The sequence below is a fragment of the Escherichia sp. MOD1-EC5189 genome (assembly GCF_002966045.1).
Classification (GTDB): Bacteria; Pseudomonadota; Gammaproteobacteria; order Enterobacterales; family Enterobacteriaceae; genus Escherichia; species Escherichia coli_F.
Window position 1 is genome coordinate 17,515 of record NZ_PTRX01000034.1, and the last position, 13,350, is coordinate 30,864.

At 49.9% G+C, this 13,350-nt stretch carries 16 protein-coding genes; 8 read left to right on the forward strand and 8 right to left on the reverse strand.

Going from position 1 to position 13,350, the window contains the following annotated elements; translation table 11 throughout:
- Position 1: 1 nt before the first annotated feature.
- Entirely contained in the window at positions 2-337 is a 336-nt protein-coding gene (locus ATB02_RS21795; protein ID WP_000524867.1) for a GlpM family protein, read from the forward strand.
- Here the strand turns inward: ATB02_RS21795 and folM are convergent.
- From folM to ydgH, 3 genes are all read right to left on the reverse strand, one after another.
- Positions 334-1,056 carry a dihydromonapterin reductase gene (gene folM / locus ATB02_RS21800; protein ID WP_000520808.1) on the reverse strand — a complete coding sequence of 241 codons (723 nt, stop codon included), beginning with the start codon at positions 1,054-1,056 and terminating at the stop codon, positions 334-336. The two genes, ATB02_RS21795 and folM, sit on opposite strands and share 4 nt — an antisense overlap.
- A gap of 36 nt (positions 1,057-1,092) precedes the next feature.
- Complete coding sequence (locus ATB02_RS21805; protein WP_000412394.1) at positions 1,093-2,475, reverse strand: amino acid permease; 1,383 nt, start codon at positions 2,473-2,475, stop codon at positions 1,093-1,095.
- A gap of 185 nt (positions 2,476-2,660) precedes the next feature.
- A complete protein-coding gene (gene ydgH, locus ATB02_RS21815; protein WP_000769317.1) occupies positions 2,661-3,605 on the reverse strand; it encodes a DUF1471 family protein YdgH in 945 nt (314 codons plus the stop codon).
- 523 nt (positions 3,606-4,128) lie between these two features.
- Between ydgH and pntA the strand changes: the two genes are divergently transcribed.
- Entirely contained in the window at positions 4,129-5,661 is a 1,533-nt protein-coding gene (gene pntA, locus ATB02_RS21820; protein WP_001219378.1) for a Re/Si-specific NAD(P)(+) transhydrogenase subunit alpha, read from the forward strand.
- A gap of 10 nt (positions 5,662-5,671) precedes the next feature.
- Positions 5,672-7,060: a Re/Si-specific NAD(P)(+) transhydrogenase subunit beta gene (gene pntB, locus ATB02_RS21825; RefSeq protein ID WP_000014036.1), complete on the forward strand. Its 1,389-nt coding sequence runs from the start codon at positions 5,672-5,674 to the stop codon at positions 7,058-7,060.
- A gap of 24 nt (positions 7,061-7,084) precedes the next feature.
- On the opposite strand, the gene tqsA is transcribed toward pntB, so the two are convergent.
- The gene (gene tqsA / locus ATB02_RS21830; protein ID WP_097435872.1) at positions 7,085-8,119 is read right to left on the reverse strand and encodes an AI-2 transporter TqsA; all 1,035 of its coding nucleotides are present in this window, start codon (positions 8,117-8,119) and stop codon (positions 7,085-7,087) included.
- Between the two features lie 134 nt (positions 8,120-8,253).
- Between tqsA and ATB02_RS27115 the strand changes: the two genes are divergently transcribed.
- From ATB02_RS27115 to mdtI, 3 genes are all read left to right on the forward strand, one after another.
- The gene (locus ATB02_RS27115) at positions 8,254-8,424 is read left to right on the forward strand and encodes a protein YdgV (protein WP_085948401.1); all 171 of its coding nucleotides are present in this window, start codon (positions 8,254-8,256) and stop codon (positions 8,422-8,424) included.
- 106 nt (positions 8,425-8,530) lie between these two features.
- Positions 8,531-8,896, forward strand: coding sequence for a multidrug/spermidine efflux SMR transporter subunit MdtJ (mdtJ, locus tag ATB02_RS21840; protein ID WP_105272227.1), 366 nt, complete (start codon positions 8,531-8,533; stop codon positions 8,894-8,896).
- Positions 8,883-9,212 carry a multidrug/spermidine efflux SMR transporter subunit MdtI gene (gene mdtI / locus ATB02_RS21845; protein WP_105272228.1) on the forward strand — a complete coding sequence of 110 codons (330 nt, stop codon included), beginning with the start codon at positions 8,883-8,885 and terminating at the stop codon, positions 9,210-9,212. The genes mdtJ and mdtI overlap by 14 nt, the downstream gene beginning before the upstream one ends.
- 38 nt (positions 9,213-9,250) lie before the next feature.
- Here the strand turns inward: mdtI and ATB02_RS21850 are convergent, their stop codons facing one another.
- The 3 genes from ATB02_RS21850 to asr all read right to left on the reverse strand — a co-directional run bounded on the left by ATB02_RS21850 (position 9,251) and on the right by asr (position 10,656).
- A complete protein-coding gene (locus ATB02_RS21850; protein WP_032184293.1) occupies positions 9,251-10,072 on the reverse strand; it encodes a trypsin-like serine peptidase in 822 nt (273 codons plus the stop codon).
- A gap of 99 nt (positions 10,073-10,171) precedes the next feature.
- Positions 10,172-10,255 carry a hypothetical protein gene (locus tag ATB02_RS21855; RefSeq protein ID WP_000233092.1) on the reverse strand — a complete coding sequence of 28 codons (84 nt, stop codon included), beginning with the start codon at positions 10,253-10,255 and terminating at the stop codon, positions 10,172-10,174.
- Between the two features lie 92 nt (positions 10,256-10,347).
- Complete coding sequence (gene asr / locus ATB02_RS21860) at positions 10,348-10,656, reverse strand: acid resistance repetitive basic protein Asr (RefSeq protein WP_001362115.1); 309 nt, start codon at positions 10,654-10,656, stop codon at positions 10,348-10,350.
- A 270-nt stretch (positions 10,657-10,926) separates the two neighbouring features.
- Here asr and ATB02_RS27120 point away from each other — a divergent pair, with 270 nt between their 5' ends.
- On the forward strand, positions 10,927-11,031 hold the full coding sequence (locus tag ATB02_RS27120; RefSeq protein WP_001351109.1) for a KPN_01571 family protein: 105 nt from the start codon (positions 10,927-10,929) through the stop codon (positions 11,029-11,031).
- A gap of 47 nt (positions 11,032-11,078) precedes the next feature.
- Here the strand turns inward: ATB02_RS27120 and ATB02_RS21870 are convergent, their stop codons facing one another.
- Positions 11,079-12,332, reverse strand: a complete 1,254-nt coding sequence (locus tag ATB02_RS21870) for an MFS transporter (protein WP_000091858.1) — start codon at positions 12,330-12,332, stop codon at positions 11,079-11,081.
- Between the two features lie 106 nt (positions 12,333-12,438).
- On the opposite strand from ATB02_RS21870, the gene ATB02_RS21875 reads away from it, so the two are divergent.
- Complete coding sequence (locus ATB02_RS21875) at positions 12,439-13,332, forward strand: LysR family transcriptional regulator (RefSeq protein ID WP_001019560.1); 894 nt, start codon at positions 12,439-12,441, stop codon at positions 13,330-13,332.
- Positions 13,333-13,350 lie beyond the last annotated feature (18 nt).

Below are 13,350 nucleotides of genomic sequence, written 5' to 3' on the forward strand. Positions count from 1 at the left end.
GATGGGGCTGGTAATCAAAGCCGCGCTCGGTGCGCTGGTAGTGCTGTTGATTGGTGTTTTAGCAAAAACGAAAAATTATTATATCGCCGGGCTGATTCCACTTTTCCCGACCTTTGCGCTCATCGCGCATTATATTGTTGCCAGCGAACGCGGCATTGAAGCCTTACGTGCAACAATCATTTTTAGTATGTGGTCGATAATTCCCTATTTTGTTTACCTGGTGTCGCTGTGGTATTTCACCGGAATTATGCGCTTGCCCGCCGCTTTTATCGGTTCTGTAGTGTGCTGGGGACTAAGCGCATGGGTGTTGATTATATGCTGGATTAAGCTGCATTAACGCAGATGACGACCGCCATCAAGTGGGAAACTGCGTCCGGTGACAAAGCAACTGGTAAGTAAGTAATCGACCAGGTCGATCACTTCTTTCTCGCCAGGTGCGGTTTTCATCAGCGATTTATTCAGTGCCTGTTGACGATATTCGGCATCATCATGCTCATTAAACAGGATCAGCGATGGCGCAATAGAATTTACTTTCACTTCAGGTGCCAGCTTGCGGGCAAACGAGCGGGTCATATTATCCAGTGCTGCTTTGCTTGCAGCATAGGCAATATGTTTGTCACTACCGCGCTCCACCACATAATCGGTAAAGTGAATAATATCGCTGGCGGCGTGCCCGTGCCCGCGCAGTAATCTTTCCAGCGCGTGGTTAAGTAGGTATGGGGCATTAACGTGGATCTGCATCATGCAGGCCAGTACGTCGGTGAGTGGCATACCTGGTTTTTCTGCCATCCACGCACTGGCATTGTGCAACACCGCACGCAGGCCGTGGGTGCTTTTTAGCACTTCATCGGCAAACGCCATCACACCGTCGTTGGTCGAAAAATCAGCCTGAATACACAGCGCACCCGCATTCATCAGCCCATCAATGGCAGGATAGTGTGTCCGATAGCTGACTATCACCGGTTGCTTTTGATTAATGAAATGCCATGCGAGGGCGAGGCCGATGCGACGGCCGCCTCCAGTAATTAATATTGGCAAGGGCTGGGTTTTACCCATCGTTATCTCCTTTGCTATCCAACGATGGGATGAACGTTATCCCACCAGCATCCAGGTCGCCGGAACTGAGGCAATTAACAGCATGCCAATCAGCACCATTTCCTGACGATTCAGTACATTATCATGTGTATGCGTTTTACGCGCGTACAGGAAGACCAGTAGCCCTGGCGCATACAGAACGACGGACAACAGCAGATGCATTGGACCAGAGGCGTACAATAACCATAAGCCATAAATGCAGGCACCGACACCTACCGCTTTATGCAGTGGACGGGTTGCAATTTTCAGCAAGAACGCGCCGACCAGGAAATAAGGCACCAGAATCATTTCTGAGGCGATGGTCAGCAACGTGTTGTAATCGGAACCGGTCAGCCAGATCAGTACCAGACAAATTTGCACGCAGATATTGGTCAGCCACAGTGAGGCGGATGGCGCGGCTTGTGCGTTCTGGCGCGCGAAAATGCGCGGGAATGCTTTATGGGTGGCTGCCAGGAACGGAACTTCTGCCGCCATGATGGTCCAGCTTAAGTACGCACCGCAAACGGAAACGATCAAACCGGCAGCGATGATGATTTCGCCCCACGGTCCCATCATTTCCACCATCAGACCGGCCATTGACGGGTTACGAATTTCAGCCAGTTCAGGACGTGCTACCACGCCCAGCGAAAGCAGCGTTACCAGCAAGTAAACACCCAGAGCGGAGAGAACCGCCAGCAGTGTTGCTTTACCTACATCACGTTTATTACGCGCACGCGCCGAAACGACCACAGCACCTTCCACACCAATGAAAACCCACAGGGTGATCAGCATGGTGTTTTTCACCTGTTCCCATACCGGTACGCCAAGTGCAAGGCCAGTAAAGTCGAGCTTGAAGGTGTCCAGTTTGAACATCATCATCGCCAGCACAATAAACAGGCCCAGCGGCAACAATTTTGCCAGTGTCGCCACCAGGTTAATGCTGGCAGCGGTTTGTACCCCGCGCAGGATCAAAAAGTGAACAATCCACAATAAAGCCGAGGCACCGACGATCGATTGCCAGGTATTGCCATCGCCAAACAGACGCAATTCCGGCGTGTCCGTAAAAAAGCTTAACGCGGAAAAAACGATCACCAGATAGGAGACGTTGGCGATAACCGCGCACAGCCAGTACCCCCATGCGGAACAAAAGCCGATTAACTCACCAAACCCTTCGCGGGCATAGGTAAAGATGCCGCCGTCAAGCTCGGGGCGAATGCGTGTGAGGATCAGCATGGCAAAGGCCAGCAATAAAATGCCAGCACCAGTAATGCTCCAGCCGATGAGCAGTGCTGCCGGGCTGGCAACTGCCGCCATATTTTGCGGCAGACTGAAAACACCCGCGCCCAGCATTGAGCTTAATACCAGCGCGGTGAGTGCGCTCAGTCCCAGTTTCTTTTCCATCGATATCCAGTGGTTAAAACGTGATTAGAAGAATAAATATTAGGGCAAAACGCATAAAAATGGAGTTTGCCACTGAAGCGCGGGATTTTACGAAGAGATGTGTCTGCATGCAATGGTCGTGGGGAAATTTGTGACTAAAAATGCGAAAGGCGGCATTAAGCCGCCTTATAGTGGTAACTGAATAGTTATTTATACAGATCTGCGCTAACGGTGAGGTTATTACCACGTTCCTGCCACTGGCGGGTGATGTGGTAATACTTAGCGCCTTTCTTCGCGGCACGTTTCGCAACCTGATAGGAGACTTCGGTCATGTTGCCATAGTTGCCAGAGAATTTGATGCTGTCGAATGGAACCATCATCGCTGCTGTTGCTTTGTTCAGTTCTTCGACTTTAGTACCATCAGGAAGCGTGACAGTGTAACGCCCGCCTTTTGATGACTGGGTTTCAAAGAAGCGACCAACTTCAGAACTTGGTGATGCGGTTGTCGCAACCCCTGGGATCTCTACTTTCTTCGCTGCTTCGCCACCCGCAGCCAGAGCTGCACGTCCCGCTTCGGAATCTGCCGGGATCACATCCGGGCTTTGTACGACGCGTTTCTTAGCATCTTTTTTATAGATGAACGCTGTAATGCGCTGGTTACCGCCCTGGTTAGCATCGATTTGACGAACAATGTAGAAAGCGTAAGCGCCTTTCGCTTTTGCCGCTTTGGTGATGGCGTCATTGACTTCAGGCTGGCTACGATAGAAGCCCTGAACGGTAACCGTATCAAACGGTTCAATCAGAACGGCCTGATCTTTTGGCAGTTCGACAACACCGTTGATAACGCGATTACTTGTTTCTTCGGCTTTTTCAGCATCGGCTTTATAGAGGTCAGCGACCACACGCCAGTTACCGCTGTTACCAAAATCAGAAGTGTCGACAACATAAAAAGAGGCGGCACCTTCTTTATCAGCGCGACGAGAAACGGCTTTCACCGCTTCGCCAATAGCATTAAAACGACCGGTAACCACTACACGGTCAAAAGGTTTAACCGCTGCCGCTTGCTCCGGTGTCAGTTCTGTTGCTGCGTTAACGGAAAAGGCCGTAGCAGAAAGCAGTGCCGACGCCAGGAGGGTGTTCTTAAGCTTCATAAAAATAATCCTTCGCCTTGCGCAAACCAGGTACTGGTATTGTTATTAACGAGAAACGTGGCTGATTATTGCATTTAAACGGTGTAACTGTCTGCGTCATTTTTCATATCACATTCCTTAAGCCAATTTTAATCCTGTTCAAATGACGGTCTATGCTTAAAAAACAGCCGTATCAGCATCAATACTACTGAAGCAACTGAATTGTATAAGTTAATTTAATGTTAAGTAATGATTCGTGCCGGGGCGATATCACGTTTTACCTGTCCACCGAAGATAATTATCAGTCTTTATCTAGCGTTCTAAGGTGTTTATCCCACTATCACGGCTGAATCGTTAATATTTTGCGAGTTCACGCCGAAATACTGATTTTTGGCGCTAGATCACAGGCATAATTTTCAGTACGTTATAGGGCGTTTGTTACTAATTTATTTTAACGGAGTAACATTTAGCTCGTACATGAGCGGCTTGTGTGGATCCTGACACAGGCAAACCATCATCAATAAAACCGATGGAAGGGAATATCATGCGAATTGGCATACCAAGAGAACGGTTAACCAATGAAACCCGTGTTGCAGCAACGCCAAAAACAGTGGAACAGCTGCTGAAACTGGGTTTTACCGTCGCGGTAGAGAGCGGCGCGGGTCAACTGGCAAGTTTTGACGATAAAGCGTTTGTGCAAGCGGGCGCCGAAATTGTAGAAGGGAATAACGTCTGGCAGTCAGAGATCATTCTGAAGGTCAATGCGCCGTTAGATGATGAAATTGCGTTACTGAATCCAGGGACAACGCTGGTGAGTTTTATCTGGCCTGCGCAGAATCCGGAATTAATGCAAAAACTTGCGGAACGTAACGTGACCGTGATGGCGATGGACTCTGTGCCGCGTATCTCACGCGCACAATCGCTGGACGCACTCAGTTCGATGGCGAACATCGCTGGTTATCGCGCCATTGTTGAAGCGGCACATGAATTTGGGCGCTTCTTTACCGGGCAAATCACGGCGGCAGGGAAAGTGCCACCGGCAAAAGTGATGGTGATTGGTGCGGGTGTTGCAGGTCTGGCCGCCATTGGCGCAGCCAATAGTCTCGGCGCGATTGTGCGTGCATTCGACACCCGCCCGGAAGTGAAAGAACAAGTTCAAAGTATGGGCGCGGAATTCCTCGAGCTGGACTTTAAAGAGGAAGCGGGCAGCGGCGATGGCTATGCCAAAGTGATGTCGGATGCGTTCATCAAAGCGGAAATGGAGCTCTTTGCCGCCCAGGCAAAAGAGGTCGATATCATTGTCACCACCGCGCTTATTCCAGGCAAACCAGCGCCGAAGCTGATTACCCGTGAAATGGTTGACTCCATGAAGTCGGGCAGTGTGATTGTCGACCTGGCAGCCCAAAACGGCGGCAACTGTGAATACACCGTACCGGGTGAAATTTTCACTACGGAAAATGGTGTCAAAGTGATTGGTTATACCGATCTTCCGGGCCGTCTGCCGACGCAATCCTCACAGCTTTACGGCACTAACCTCGTTAATCTGCTGAAACTGTTGTGCAAAGAGAAAGACGGCAACATCACGGTTGATTTTGATGATGTGGTGATTCGCGGTGTGACCGTGATCCGTGCTGGCGAAATTACCTGGCCGGCACCGCCGATTCAGGTATCAGCTCAGCCGCAGGCGGCACAAAAAGCGGCACCGGAAGTGAAAACTGAGGAAAAATGTACCTGCTCACCGTGGCGTAAATACGCGTTGATGGCGCTGGCAATTATCCTTTTCGGCTGGCTGGCAAGCGTTGCGCCGAAAGAGTTTCTTGGGCACTTCACCGTTTTCGCGCTGGCGTGCGTTGTCGGCTATTACGTGGTGTGGAATGTTTCGCACGCGCTGCATACACCGTTGATGTCGGTCACCAACGCGATTTCAGGGATTATTGTTGTCGGAGCACTGTTGCAGATTGGCCAGGGCGGCTGGGTTAGCTTCCTTAGTTTTATCGCGGTGCTTATAGCCAGCATTAATATTTTCGGTGGCTTCACCGTGACTCAGCGCATGCTGAAAATGTTCCGCAAAAATTAAGGGGTAACATATGTCTGGAGGATTAGTTACAGCTGCATACATTGTTGCCGCGATCCTGTTTATCTTCAGTCTGGCCGGTCTTTCGAAACATGAAACGTCTCGCCAGGGTAACAACTTCGGTATCGCCGGGATGGCGATTGCGTTAATCGCAACCATTTTTGGACCGGATACGGGTAATGTTGGCTGGATCTTGCTGGCTATGGTCATTGGTGGGGCAATTGGTATCCGCCTGGCGAAGAAAGTTGAAATGACCGAAATGCCAGAACTGGTGGCGATCCTGCATAGCTTTGTGGGTCTGGCGGCAGTGCTGGTTGGCTTTAACAGCTATCTGCATCATGACGCGGGAATGGCACCGATTCTGGTCAATATTCACCTGACGGAAGTGTTCCTCGGTATCTTCATCGGGGCGGTAACGTTCACGGGTTCGGTGGTGGCGTTCGGCAAACTGTGTGGCAAAATTTCGTCTAAACCGTTGATGCTGCCAAACCGTCACAAAATGAACCTGGCAGCTCTGGTCGTTTCCTTCCTGCTGCTGATTGTATTTGTTCGCACGGACAGCGTCGGCCTGCAAGTGCTGGCATTGCTGATAATGACCGCTATTGCGCTGGTATTCGGCTGGCATTTAGTCGCCTCCATCGGTGGTGCAGATATGCCAGTCGTCGTGTCAATGCTGAACTCATACTCTGGTTGGGCGGCAGCTGCAGCGGGCTTTATGCTTAGCAACGACCTGCTGATCGTGACCGGCGCGCTGGTCGGTTCTTCGGGGGCAATCCTTTCTTACATTATGTGTAAGGCGATGAACCGTTCCTTTATCAGCGTTATTGCGGGTGGTTTCGGCACCGATGGCTCTTCTACTGGCGATGATCAGGAAGTGGGCGAGCACCGCGAAATCACCGCAGAAGAGACAGCGGAACTGCTGAAAAACTCCCATTCAGTGATCATTACTCCGGGGTACGGCATGGCAGTCGCGCAGGCGCAATATCCTGTCGCTGAAATAACCGAGAAACTGCGCGCTCGTGGTATCAATGTGCGTTTCGGTATCCACCCGGTTGCGGGGCGTTTGCCTGGGCATATGAACGTATTGCTGGCTGAAGCAAAAGTACCGTATGACATCGTGCTGGAAATGGACGAGATCAATGATGACTTTGCTGATACCGATACCGTACTGGTGATTGGTGCTAACGATACGGTTAACCCGGCGGCGCAGGATGATCCGAAGAGTCCGATTGCTGGTATGCCTGTGCTGGAAGTGTGGAAAGCGCAGAACGTGATTGTTTTTAAACGTTCGATGAACACTGGCTATGCTGGTGTGCAAAACCCGCTGTTCTTCAAGGAAAACACCCACATGCTGTTTGGTGACGCCAAAGCCAGCGTGGATGCAATCCTGAAAGCTCTGTAAACTTGACGGCCTCTGCGGAGGCCGTCACTCTTTATTGAGATCGCTTAACAGAACGGCGATGCTTTGACCTCCCGCTGTTTGTTCAAGCGCAATTTTGACAATAATTGTCAACGGCACGGAAAGCAGCATACCCACCGGTCCTAACAACCATCCCCAAAAAATCAACGACAGAAATACCACCAATGTGGAAAGCCCCAGCCCACGCCCCATGATCCGCGGCTCCAGAATATTGCCGAAGACCAGATTAATCAGCAGATATCCCGCCAGCACCAGCAACGCTTCGTAGAAGCCATTAAACACCAGTACCTGAGCGATAGGGGGGATTGCCGCGAGGACTGAACCAATATTCGGGATGTAATTAAGCGCAAAGGCCAGCAATCCCCAGACAAAAGCGAAGCGAACATCGAGTGCGGCGAGCATCGCCCAGGCGACCAGGCCGGTGATGATGCTGATGGCTGTTTTCAGCACCAGATAATGAGACACACTGTCAATCGCACGCTGAATCGCCGCCATCCCTTCAACCGGACGCGCCATCATTTGCTGAAATTTTCCGGGCAATTGTGGCACTTCGAGCAGCATAAACAACACCGTCAGCAGCAATAAAAATATTGATGACATGGCATTAGATAACTGCGTCAATAAGTTGGTGAGCAACGTCATCGCCGCGTTCGGATCAATGTAATGCGCCAGTTGGTCAACTGAGACGTCAATCCCTACGCGTTGCAACAACGGTTCAAGAGCTTGCAGCGGCGTCATAATAGAGTTGCGATATTGCGGTAACGTCCGCGTCAACTCGTTGAGCGCGGAACCCAGATAAGCTAACAGCAACACCATCGCCATCACGATGATGGTCATCAAAATCGACACCGCCAGTACACGCGGCACTCGCCAGCGGACCATGTGTTGCACCAGCGGGTTAAGAATAACAGCAATAAATAATGCGAGAATAAACGGCATGATGATCTCGGCGGCAAAACGGATACCGCAGAGAATAATGACCAGCATTCCCAACATAATGACGATTTTTAGACCATTGAGCGTGATGATCGGCTTTGCCATGCTTGTCCCCGTTTTTTCTTTCTTTGCTAATAATAATGTCTTTTTCGTTCCGTCATCATAACGAAAATCAATCCGCTCGGGTAAAGAAGTGAAAATATTTTGAGTTAATTCTTAAGCTGTGATACAAATCAGGCGTGTTCAACTACCGAGGACAATTATCATCCGCGATGATGAGAAGCAACACTGCGGATAATTGTAATATTATGGACAATTTGTTCAGGACGTTATTTTCTACATTTACCCATCTTCGTACCTCATCCACTATTTTGCTCGTAGGTGAGCAGCACTGGCGCAACGCGCTTTAGTCCTTTCTTCTGCCTAACCTTGCGCTATGCGCGGGGCTTGATCACTTTGCTCTGGTTTCGCTGAATTGAGCGAAAGATAAAATAATTCTCTTGCAGGAGAAGGACGATGTATATTTATTGGATTTTATTAGGTCTGGCTATTGCTACGGAAATTACCGGCACGCTGTCAATGAAATGGGCGAGCGTCAGTGAGGGTAATGGCGGTTTTATTTTAATGCTGGTGATGATTTCTCTGTCGTATATATTTCTCTCCTTCGCCGTTAAAAAAATCGCCTTAGGCGTAGCTTATGCGCTGTGGGAAGGTATCGGTATTTTATTTATTACCTTGTTTAGCGTTTTGTTATTCGACGAAAGTTTATCGCTGATGAAAATTGCCGGGTTAACCACCCTGGTGGCCGGGATTGTGTTGATCAAATCAGGTACCCGTAAAGCGCAGAAACCTGAACTGGAGGTGAACCATGGCGCAGTTTGAATGGGTTCACGCCGCCTGGCTGGCATTGGCAATCGTGCTGGAAATCGTTGCTAACGTTTTTTTGAAATTTTCTGACGGCTTTCGTCGCAAAATATTTGGCGTGCTCTCTCTGACGGCGGTGCTGGCTGCCTTTAGTGCGCTTTCTCAGGCCGTTAAAGGGATCGACTTGTCTGTCGCTTATGCATTGTGGGGCGGATTTGGTATTGCCGCCACGTTAGCCGCAGGTTGGATCTTGTTTGGTCAACGGTTAAATCGTAAAGGCTGGATTGGTCTGGTCTTGCTGTTAGCTGGAATGATTATGGTGAAGTTTGCCTGATGAACACGCTGCCCGTGCTGTCGGGCAGCGTTTGAATGCTATTTTTGCAAAAGTTGGTCTAGCTTGTCGCGAAAACCAGTGACAGAAATGGCCCGGTTATCGGCACGCCAGCGATCTTTCGCGGCAGGAGCCGAACTTTGCACGCCAATTAACTGCCAGCCGTCATCGGTATGCAACATCAGTGGCGAACCGCTATCACCCGGCAAAGTATCGCACTGATGCGACATCACCGACGTTTGCGCCCAGCCAGTTACTTCGCAATTTTGATGACTGTATAGCGTATCGAGGTGATCTTCAGGATATCCCGCTTGAGTCACTTTTCGACCTGCCGCTTTTAATGCGGTGGTAAGTGCGGCTTTATCTCCCGCAAATAACGGCAACGGTGTAATGCCAGAAGGGGGATTACGTAGCACAATCAAACCGAAGTCCCACGGCGCAGCTGCGGGAGGAACAATCCAACCATCCCCATCTGCTTTTAACCGCTTTCCCAGTGTCGGGTCAACGCGGCCTTCTATGTCGTGGATCTCATAGCGCCAAAGACCTTTATTTGACACAAAACGCAGCGCCACCGCTTTATCGGCTTTACCCTTTGGCGGCGTCAATAAACAGTGTCCTGCCGTTAATGCCAGATTGGGTGCAATCAGCGTCGCCGTACATAAATTGCCGCTGGCCGTTTCCAGTTGCCCAACCGCATCCCACGGTGATTGGGTCGTGTCATTCACTGGCACACGATCATCATGACCAAAAAACAGGGTGCTGACCTCATCGTTTGCCGATTTGGCAACGTCTGGTTTATCTGCAAACACAAAAGCAGACGTCAAACTAATTGCACCCAACACTACAGCAATGGTTGTACGCATATCACACTCTGGTGGGTAATTATGATTATTAAAAGCAAACCCTCATAAATACTATAGACGGGACGGGATGAAAGTGGGAGTAAAATCAGATAACTACGATCAGGAAAGATAAAAACGGGTGGCAATCAGTGCGCATAAAATAAGGATGATAAGAATGAACTCAAAGCGATAACGGCCCACCATACTACCCTCCGCTAAAGGCGGTGCTAAACGTTACCCGCTTAGCACCGTAATTTTCAGGCGCGAGGGGGCGCGCCAGCATTATTGTTGAAAACTTACGCTGCGGGTTGTGCAGCAGGTTTTGCCGGTTGCTGATGGCTGTGTTTCTTGGCGTGTTTCTTCGCTGCCTGCGCTTTTTGTTCAGGGGCTTTCTGTTCAGCTTTCGCATTTTTATGATGCTTTTTAGCCGCCTGCGCTTTCTGGGCAGGTGCTGCTTTATGCTGTTTTTTATGATGTGTAGTTTTCGCCGGCGCTGCTTTGGTGGTCGTCGCAGTCGGAGCAGGTGTGGTCGCAGTCTCTGCAGCAAAGGCGGCAGAAGACAGACCCATAGCAGCGGCAACAACCAGAGCTAATACTTTTTTCATTGTCATACCCTCAATTTGTTTTTTCATTTAACCCCACTGCGGGGCCGTTGAAATAACTATATCCCTGGGAATGGCAGACTTCCGTGAGTGGTTGGTTTCAGCGTGTAACGATATGTACAAACGTTAAATAAATTACAGCGTTGATAATAACGTATTGTGACTTAAGGGAAATTTAGCTACCAATAATAGTAGTCTTGATCGGGTTAACTATTTTACTACTTACAAAGCGGTAGAATAACTGCGCATCAGTAATAAATGACACACAGCAAAATGAATCCGTTTATTTGGGTACTTATAATCCTGATGACACTAGATGCGCTGCGGGAATTGGCTGGCGCTTCGTCTATTTTAGGATGGCTATTAACGTTGGTTTGAGCAGGCAATAAGTCCGGATGGGTATTTACCGCAGTCCGGACTTATTTTTAGGCGTGCAGACGACGATGCAAACGCGTCCCGACCAGCAGAGCAATGACCAGCATCAGAGCAATAAATGCGCCGACGCCGTTCCAGCCATAGTTATGCCAGAAAACACCACCCAGCGTCCCGGCAATACTCGACCCCAGATAGTAACTGAACAGATACAGCGAGGAGGCCTGGCCTTTAGCGCGTTTTGCGCGGGGGCCGATCCAGCTGCTGGCAACGGAGTGGGCTGCGAAGAATCCGGCTGAGAAGAGTAACATTCCGGCAAAGATCAGCCACAGCGAGCTGAATAAGGTCATCAGTAAACCAAACAGCATAACCCCCGTCGAAAACAACATCACTGGACCGCGCCCATAACGGGTGGTCATGGTTCCGGCTTTGGGTGAGCTCCATGTACCGGTCAAATAAGCCAGCGATAATAAGCCAACCACGGCCTGACTGACATGCCAGGGGGAAAGCATCAACCTATAGCCGATGTAATTAAACAGCGTGACGAACGACCCCATCAGCAAAAAGCCTTCTGCGAACAATAACGGCAATCCCCGGTCACGCCAGTGCAGACGAAAGTTGATAAATAACGTCTTTGGTCGCAGGGAAGTCGGGCGAAAATGGCGTGATTCCGGGAGGATTTTCCAGAACATCAACGCCGAGGCCAGCGCGAAACAGCCGATAGCCGCCAGAGCAATTCGCCAGTTGAAAAAGTCCGTGAAGACACCGCTAATTAAGCGTCCGCTCATGCCGCCAATTGAGTTGCCGCTGATATACAACCCCATCGAAAAGGCCACGAAACTGGGGTGGATTTCCTCGCTAAGATAAGTCATACCAACAGCGGCCACGCCACTTAACGAAAGCCCAATCAAGGCGCGCATAATCAAAATGCCGTGCCAGCTGGTCATCATTGTCGAAAGTAACGTACAAATGGAGGCCAACAGTAGCGCCGTGACCATCACTGGTTTGCGACCAATGGCATCGGATAGCGGGCCAGTAAACAGCAAACCGATAGCCAACATCGCCGTTGAAATGGACAGTGAAATACTACTGTTCGCAGGCGTTAAGCCAAACTCCTGCGAAAGCACCGGAAGTATAGGTTGCACACAATAGAGAAGTGCGAAGGTTGCCAGTCCGGCAGAGAAAAGCGCCAGGGTGACGCGCATAAATTGCGGCGTACCGCGTTTAATAAATTGATTTGGCTGAGAAATGCTTTGCTTGTCAGTGACGCTTGCCGGAGCGCCATCAACAGTTGTAGTACGGCTCACTTGAAATCCTTGCTAAATATGCCTGTGGATCAGGCTTATGAATAGATTAGGAAAATCGAATTGTTCTGTCTAATATATTAATAATCTCAAATAAGATTTATTAAATATGAATATTGAACTTCGTCATCTGCGTTACTTTGTTGCTGTTGCGGAAGAGCTGCATTTCGGGCGCGCCGCTGCCCGCCTGAATATTTCGCAACCACCGCTAAGTCAGCAGATTCAGGCGCTGGAGCAACAAATTGGTGCCCGACTGCTGGCACGAACCAATCGCAGTGTATTGCTGACGGAAGCAGGAAAACAGTTTCTTGCAGATAGTCGGCAAATCCTGTCTATGGTGGATGACGCTGCCGCTCGCGCTGAAAGGCTGCATCAGGGCGAAGCGGGGGAGTTGCGCATTGGTTTTACTTCGTCCGCTCCTTTTATTCGGGCGGTGTCCGATACGTTATCGTTGTTTCGTCGTGATTATCCCGATGTCCATTTACAAACCCGCGAAATGAACACTCGCGAGCAAATCGCTCCGCTCATTGAAGGAACGCTGGATATGGGATTGCTGCGTAACACAGCGTTACCGGAGACGCTTGAACACGCAGTCATCGTCCATGAACCGCTTATGGCGATGATCCCGCACGATCATCCCCTGGCAAATAACCCGAGTGTAACGCTGGCTGAACTGGCGAAAGAACCCTTTGTCTTTTTTGATCCGCACGTAGGGACAGGGCTGTATGACGATATTCTCGGGCTGATGAGACGTTACAATTTGACGCCCGTCATCACTCAGGAGGTGGGTGAGGCAATGACCATCATCGGTCTGGTTTCCGCTGGTCTGGGTGTTTCAATTTTGCCTGCGTCATTTAAACGTGTTCAGCTCAACGAAATGCGCTGGGTGCCGATTGCTGAAGAGGATGCGGTTTCTGAAATGTGGTTGGTCTGGCCGAAACACCATGAACAAAGTCCGGCTGCGCGTAACTTTCGTATTCATCTGCTGAATGCTCTCAGGTGAGGGAAATTTCAGCGAAAA

Bases quoted from the DNA above. Each gene is read 5' to 3' on its own strand.
- mdtJ (WP_105272227.1), top strand. From the start codon at position 8,531: ATGTATATTTATTGGATTTTATTAGGTCTGGCTATTGCTACGGAAATT.
- ATB02_RS21795 (WP_000524867.1), top strand. From the start codon at position 2: ATGGGGCTGGTAATCAAAGCCGCGCTCGGTGCGCTGGTAGTGCTGTTG.
- mdtI (WP_105272228.1), top strand. From the start codon at position 8,883: ATGGCGCAGTTTGAATGGGTTCACGCCGCCTGGCTGGCATTGGCAATC.
- asr (WP_001362115.1), bottom strand. From the start codon at position 10,656: ATGAAAAAAGTATTAGCTCTGGTTGTTGCCGCTGCTATGGGTCTGTCT.
- ydgH (WP_000769317.1), bottom strand. From the start codon at position 3,605: ATGAAGCTTAAGAACACCCTCCTGGCGTCGGCACTGCTTTCTGCTACG.
- ATB02_RS21855 (WP_000233092.1), bottom strand. From the start codon at position 10,255: ATGGTGGGCCGTTATCGCTTTGAGTTCATTCTTATCATCCTTATTTTA.
- ATB02_RS27120 (WP_001351109.1), top strand. From the start codon at position 10,927: ATGAATCCGTTTATTTGGGTACTTATAATCCTGATGACACTAGATGCG.
- ATB02_RS21805 (WP_000412394.1), bottom strand. From the start codon at position 2,475: ATGGAAAAGAAACTGGGACTGAGCGCACTCACCGCGCTGGTATTAAGC.
- folM (WP_000520808.1), bottom strand. From the start codon at position 1,056: ATGGGTAAAACCCAGCCCTTGCCAATATTAATTACTGGAGGCGGCCGT.
- ATB02_RS21875 (WP_001019560.1), top strand. From the start codon at position 12,439: ATGAATATTGAACTTCGTCATCTGCGTTACTTTGTTGCTGTTGCGGAA.
- pntA (WP_001219378.1), top strand. From the start codon at position 4,129: ATGCGAATTGGCATACCAAGAGAACGGTTAACCAATGAAACCCGTGTT.
- ATB02_RS21850 (WP_032184293.1), bottom strand. From the start codon at position 10,072: ATGCGTACAACCATTGCTGTAGTGTTGGGTGCAATTAGTTTGACGTCT.
- tqsA (WP_097435872.1), bottom strand. From the start codon at position 8,119: ATGGCAAAGCCGATCATCACGCTCAATGGTCTAAAAATCGTCATTATG.
- pntB (WP_000014036.1), top strand. From the start codon at position 5,672: ATGTCTGGAGGATTAGTTACAGCTGCATACATTGTTGCCGCGATCCTG.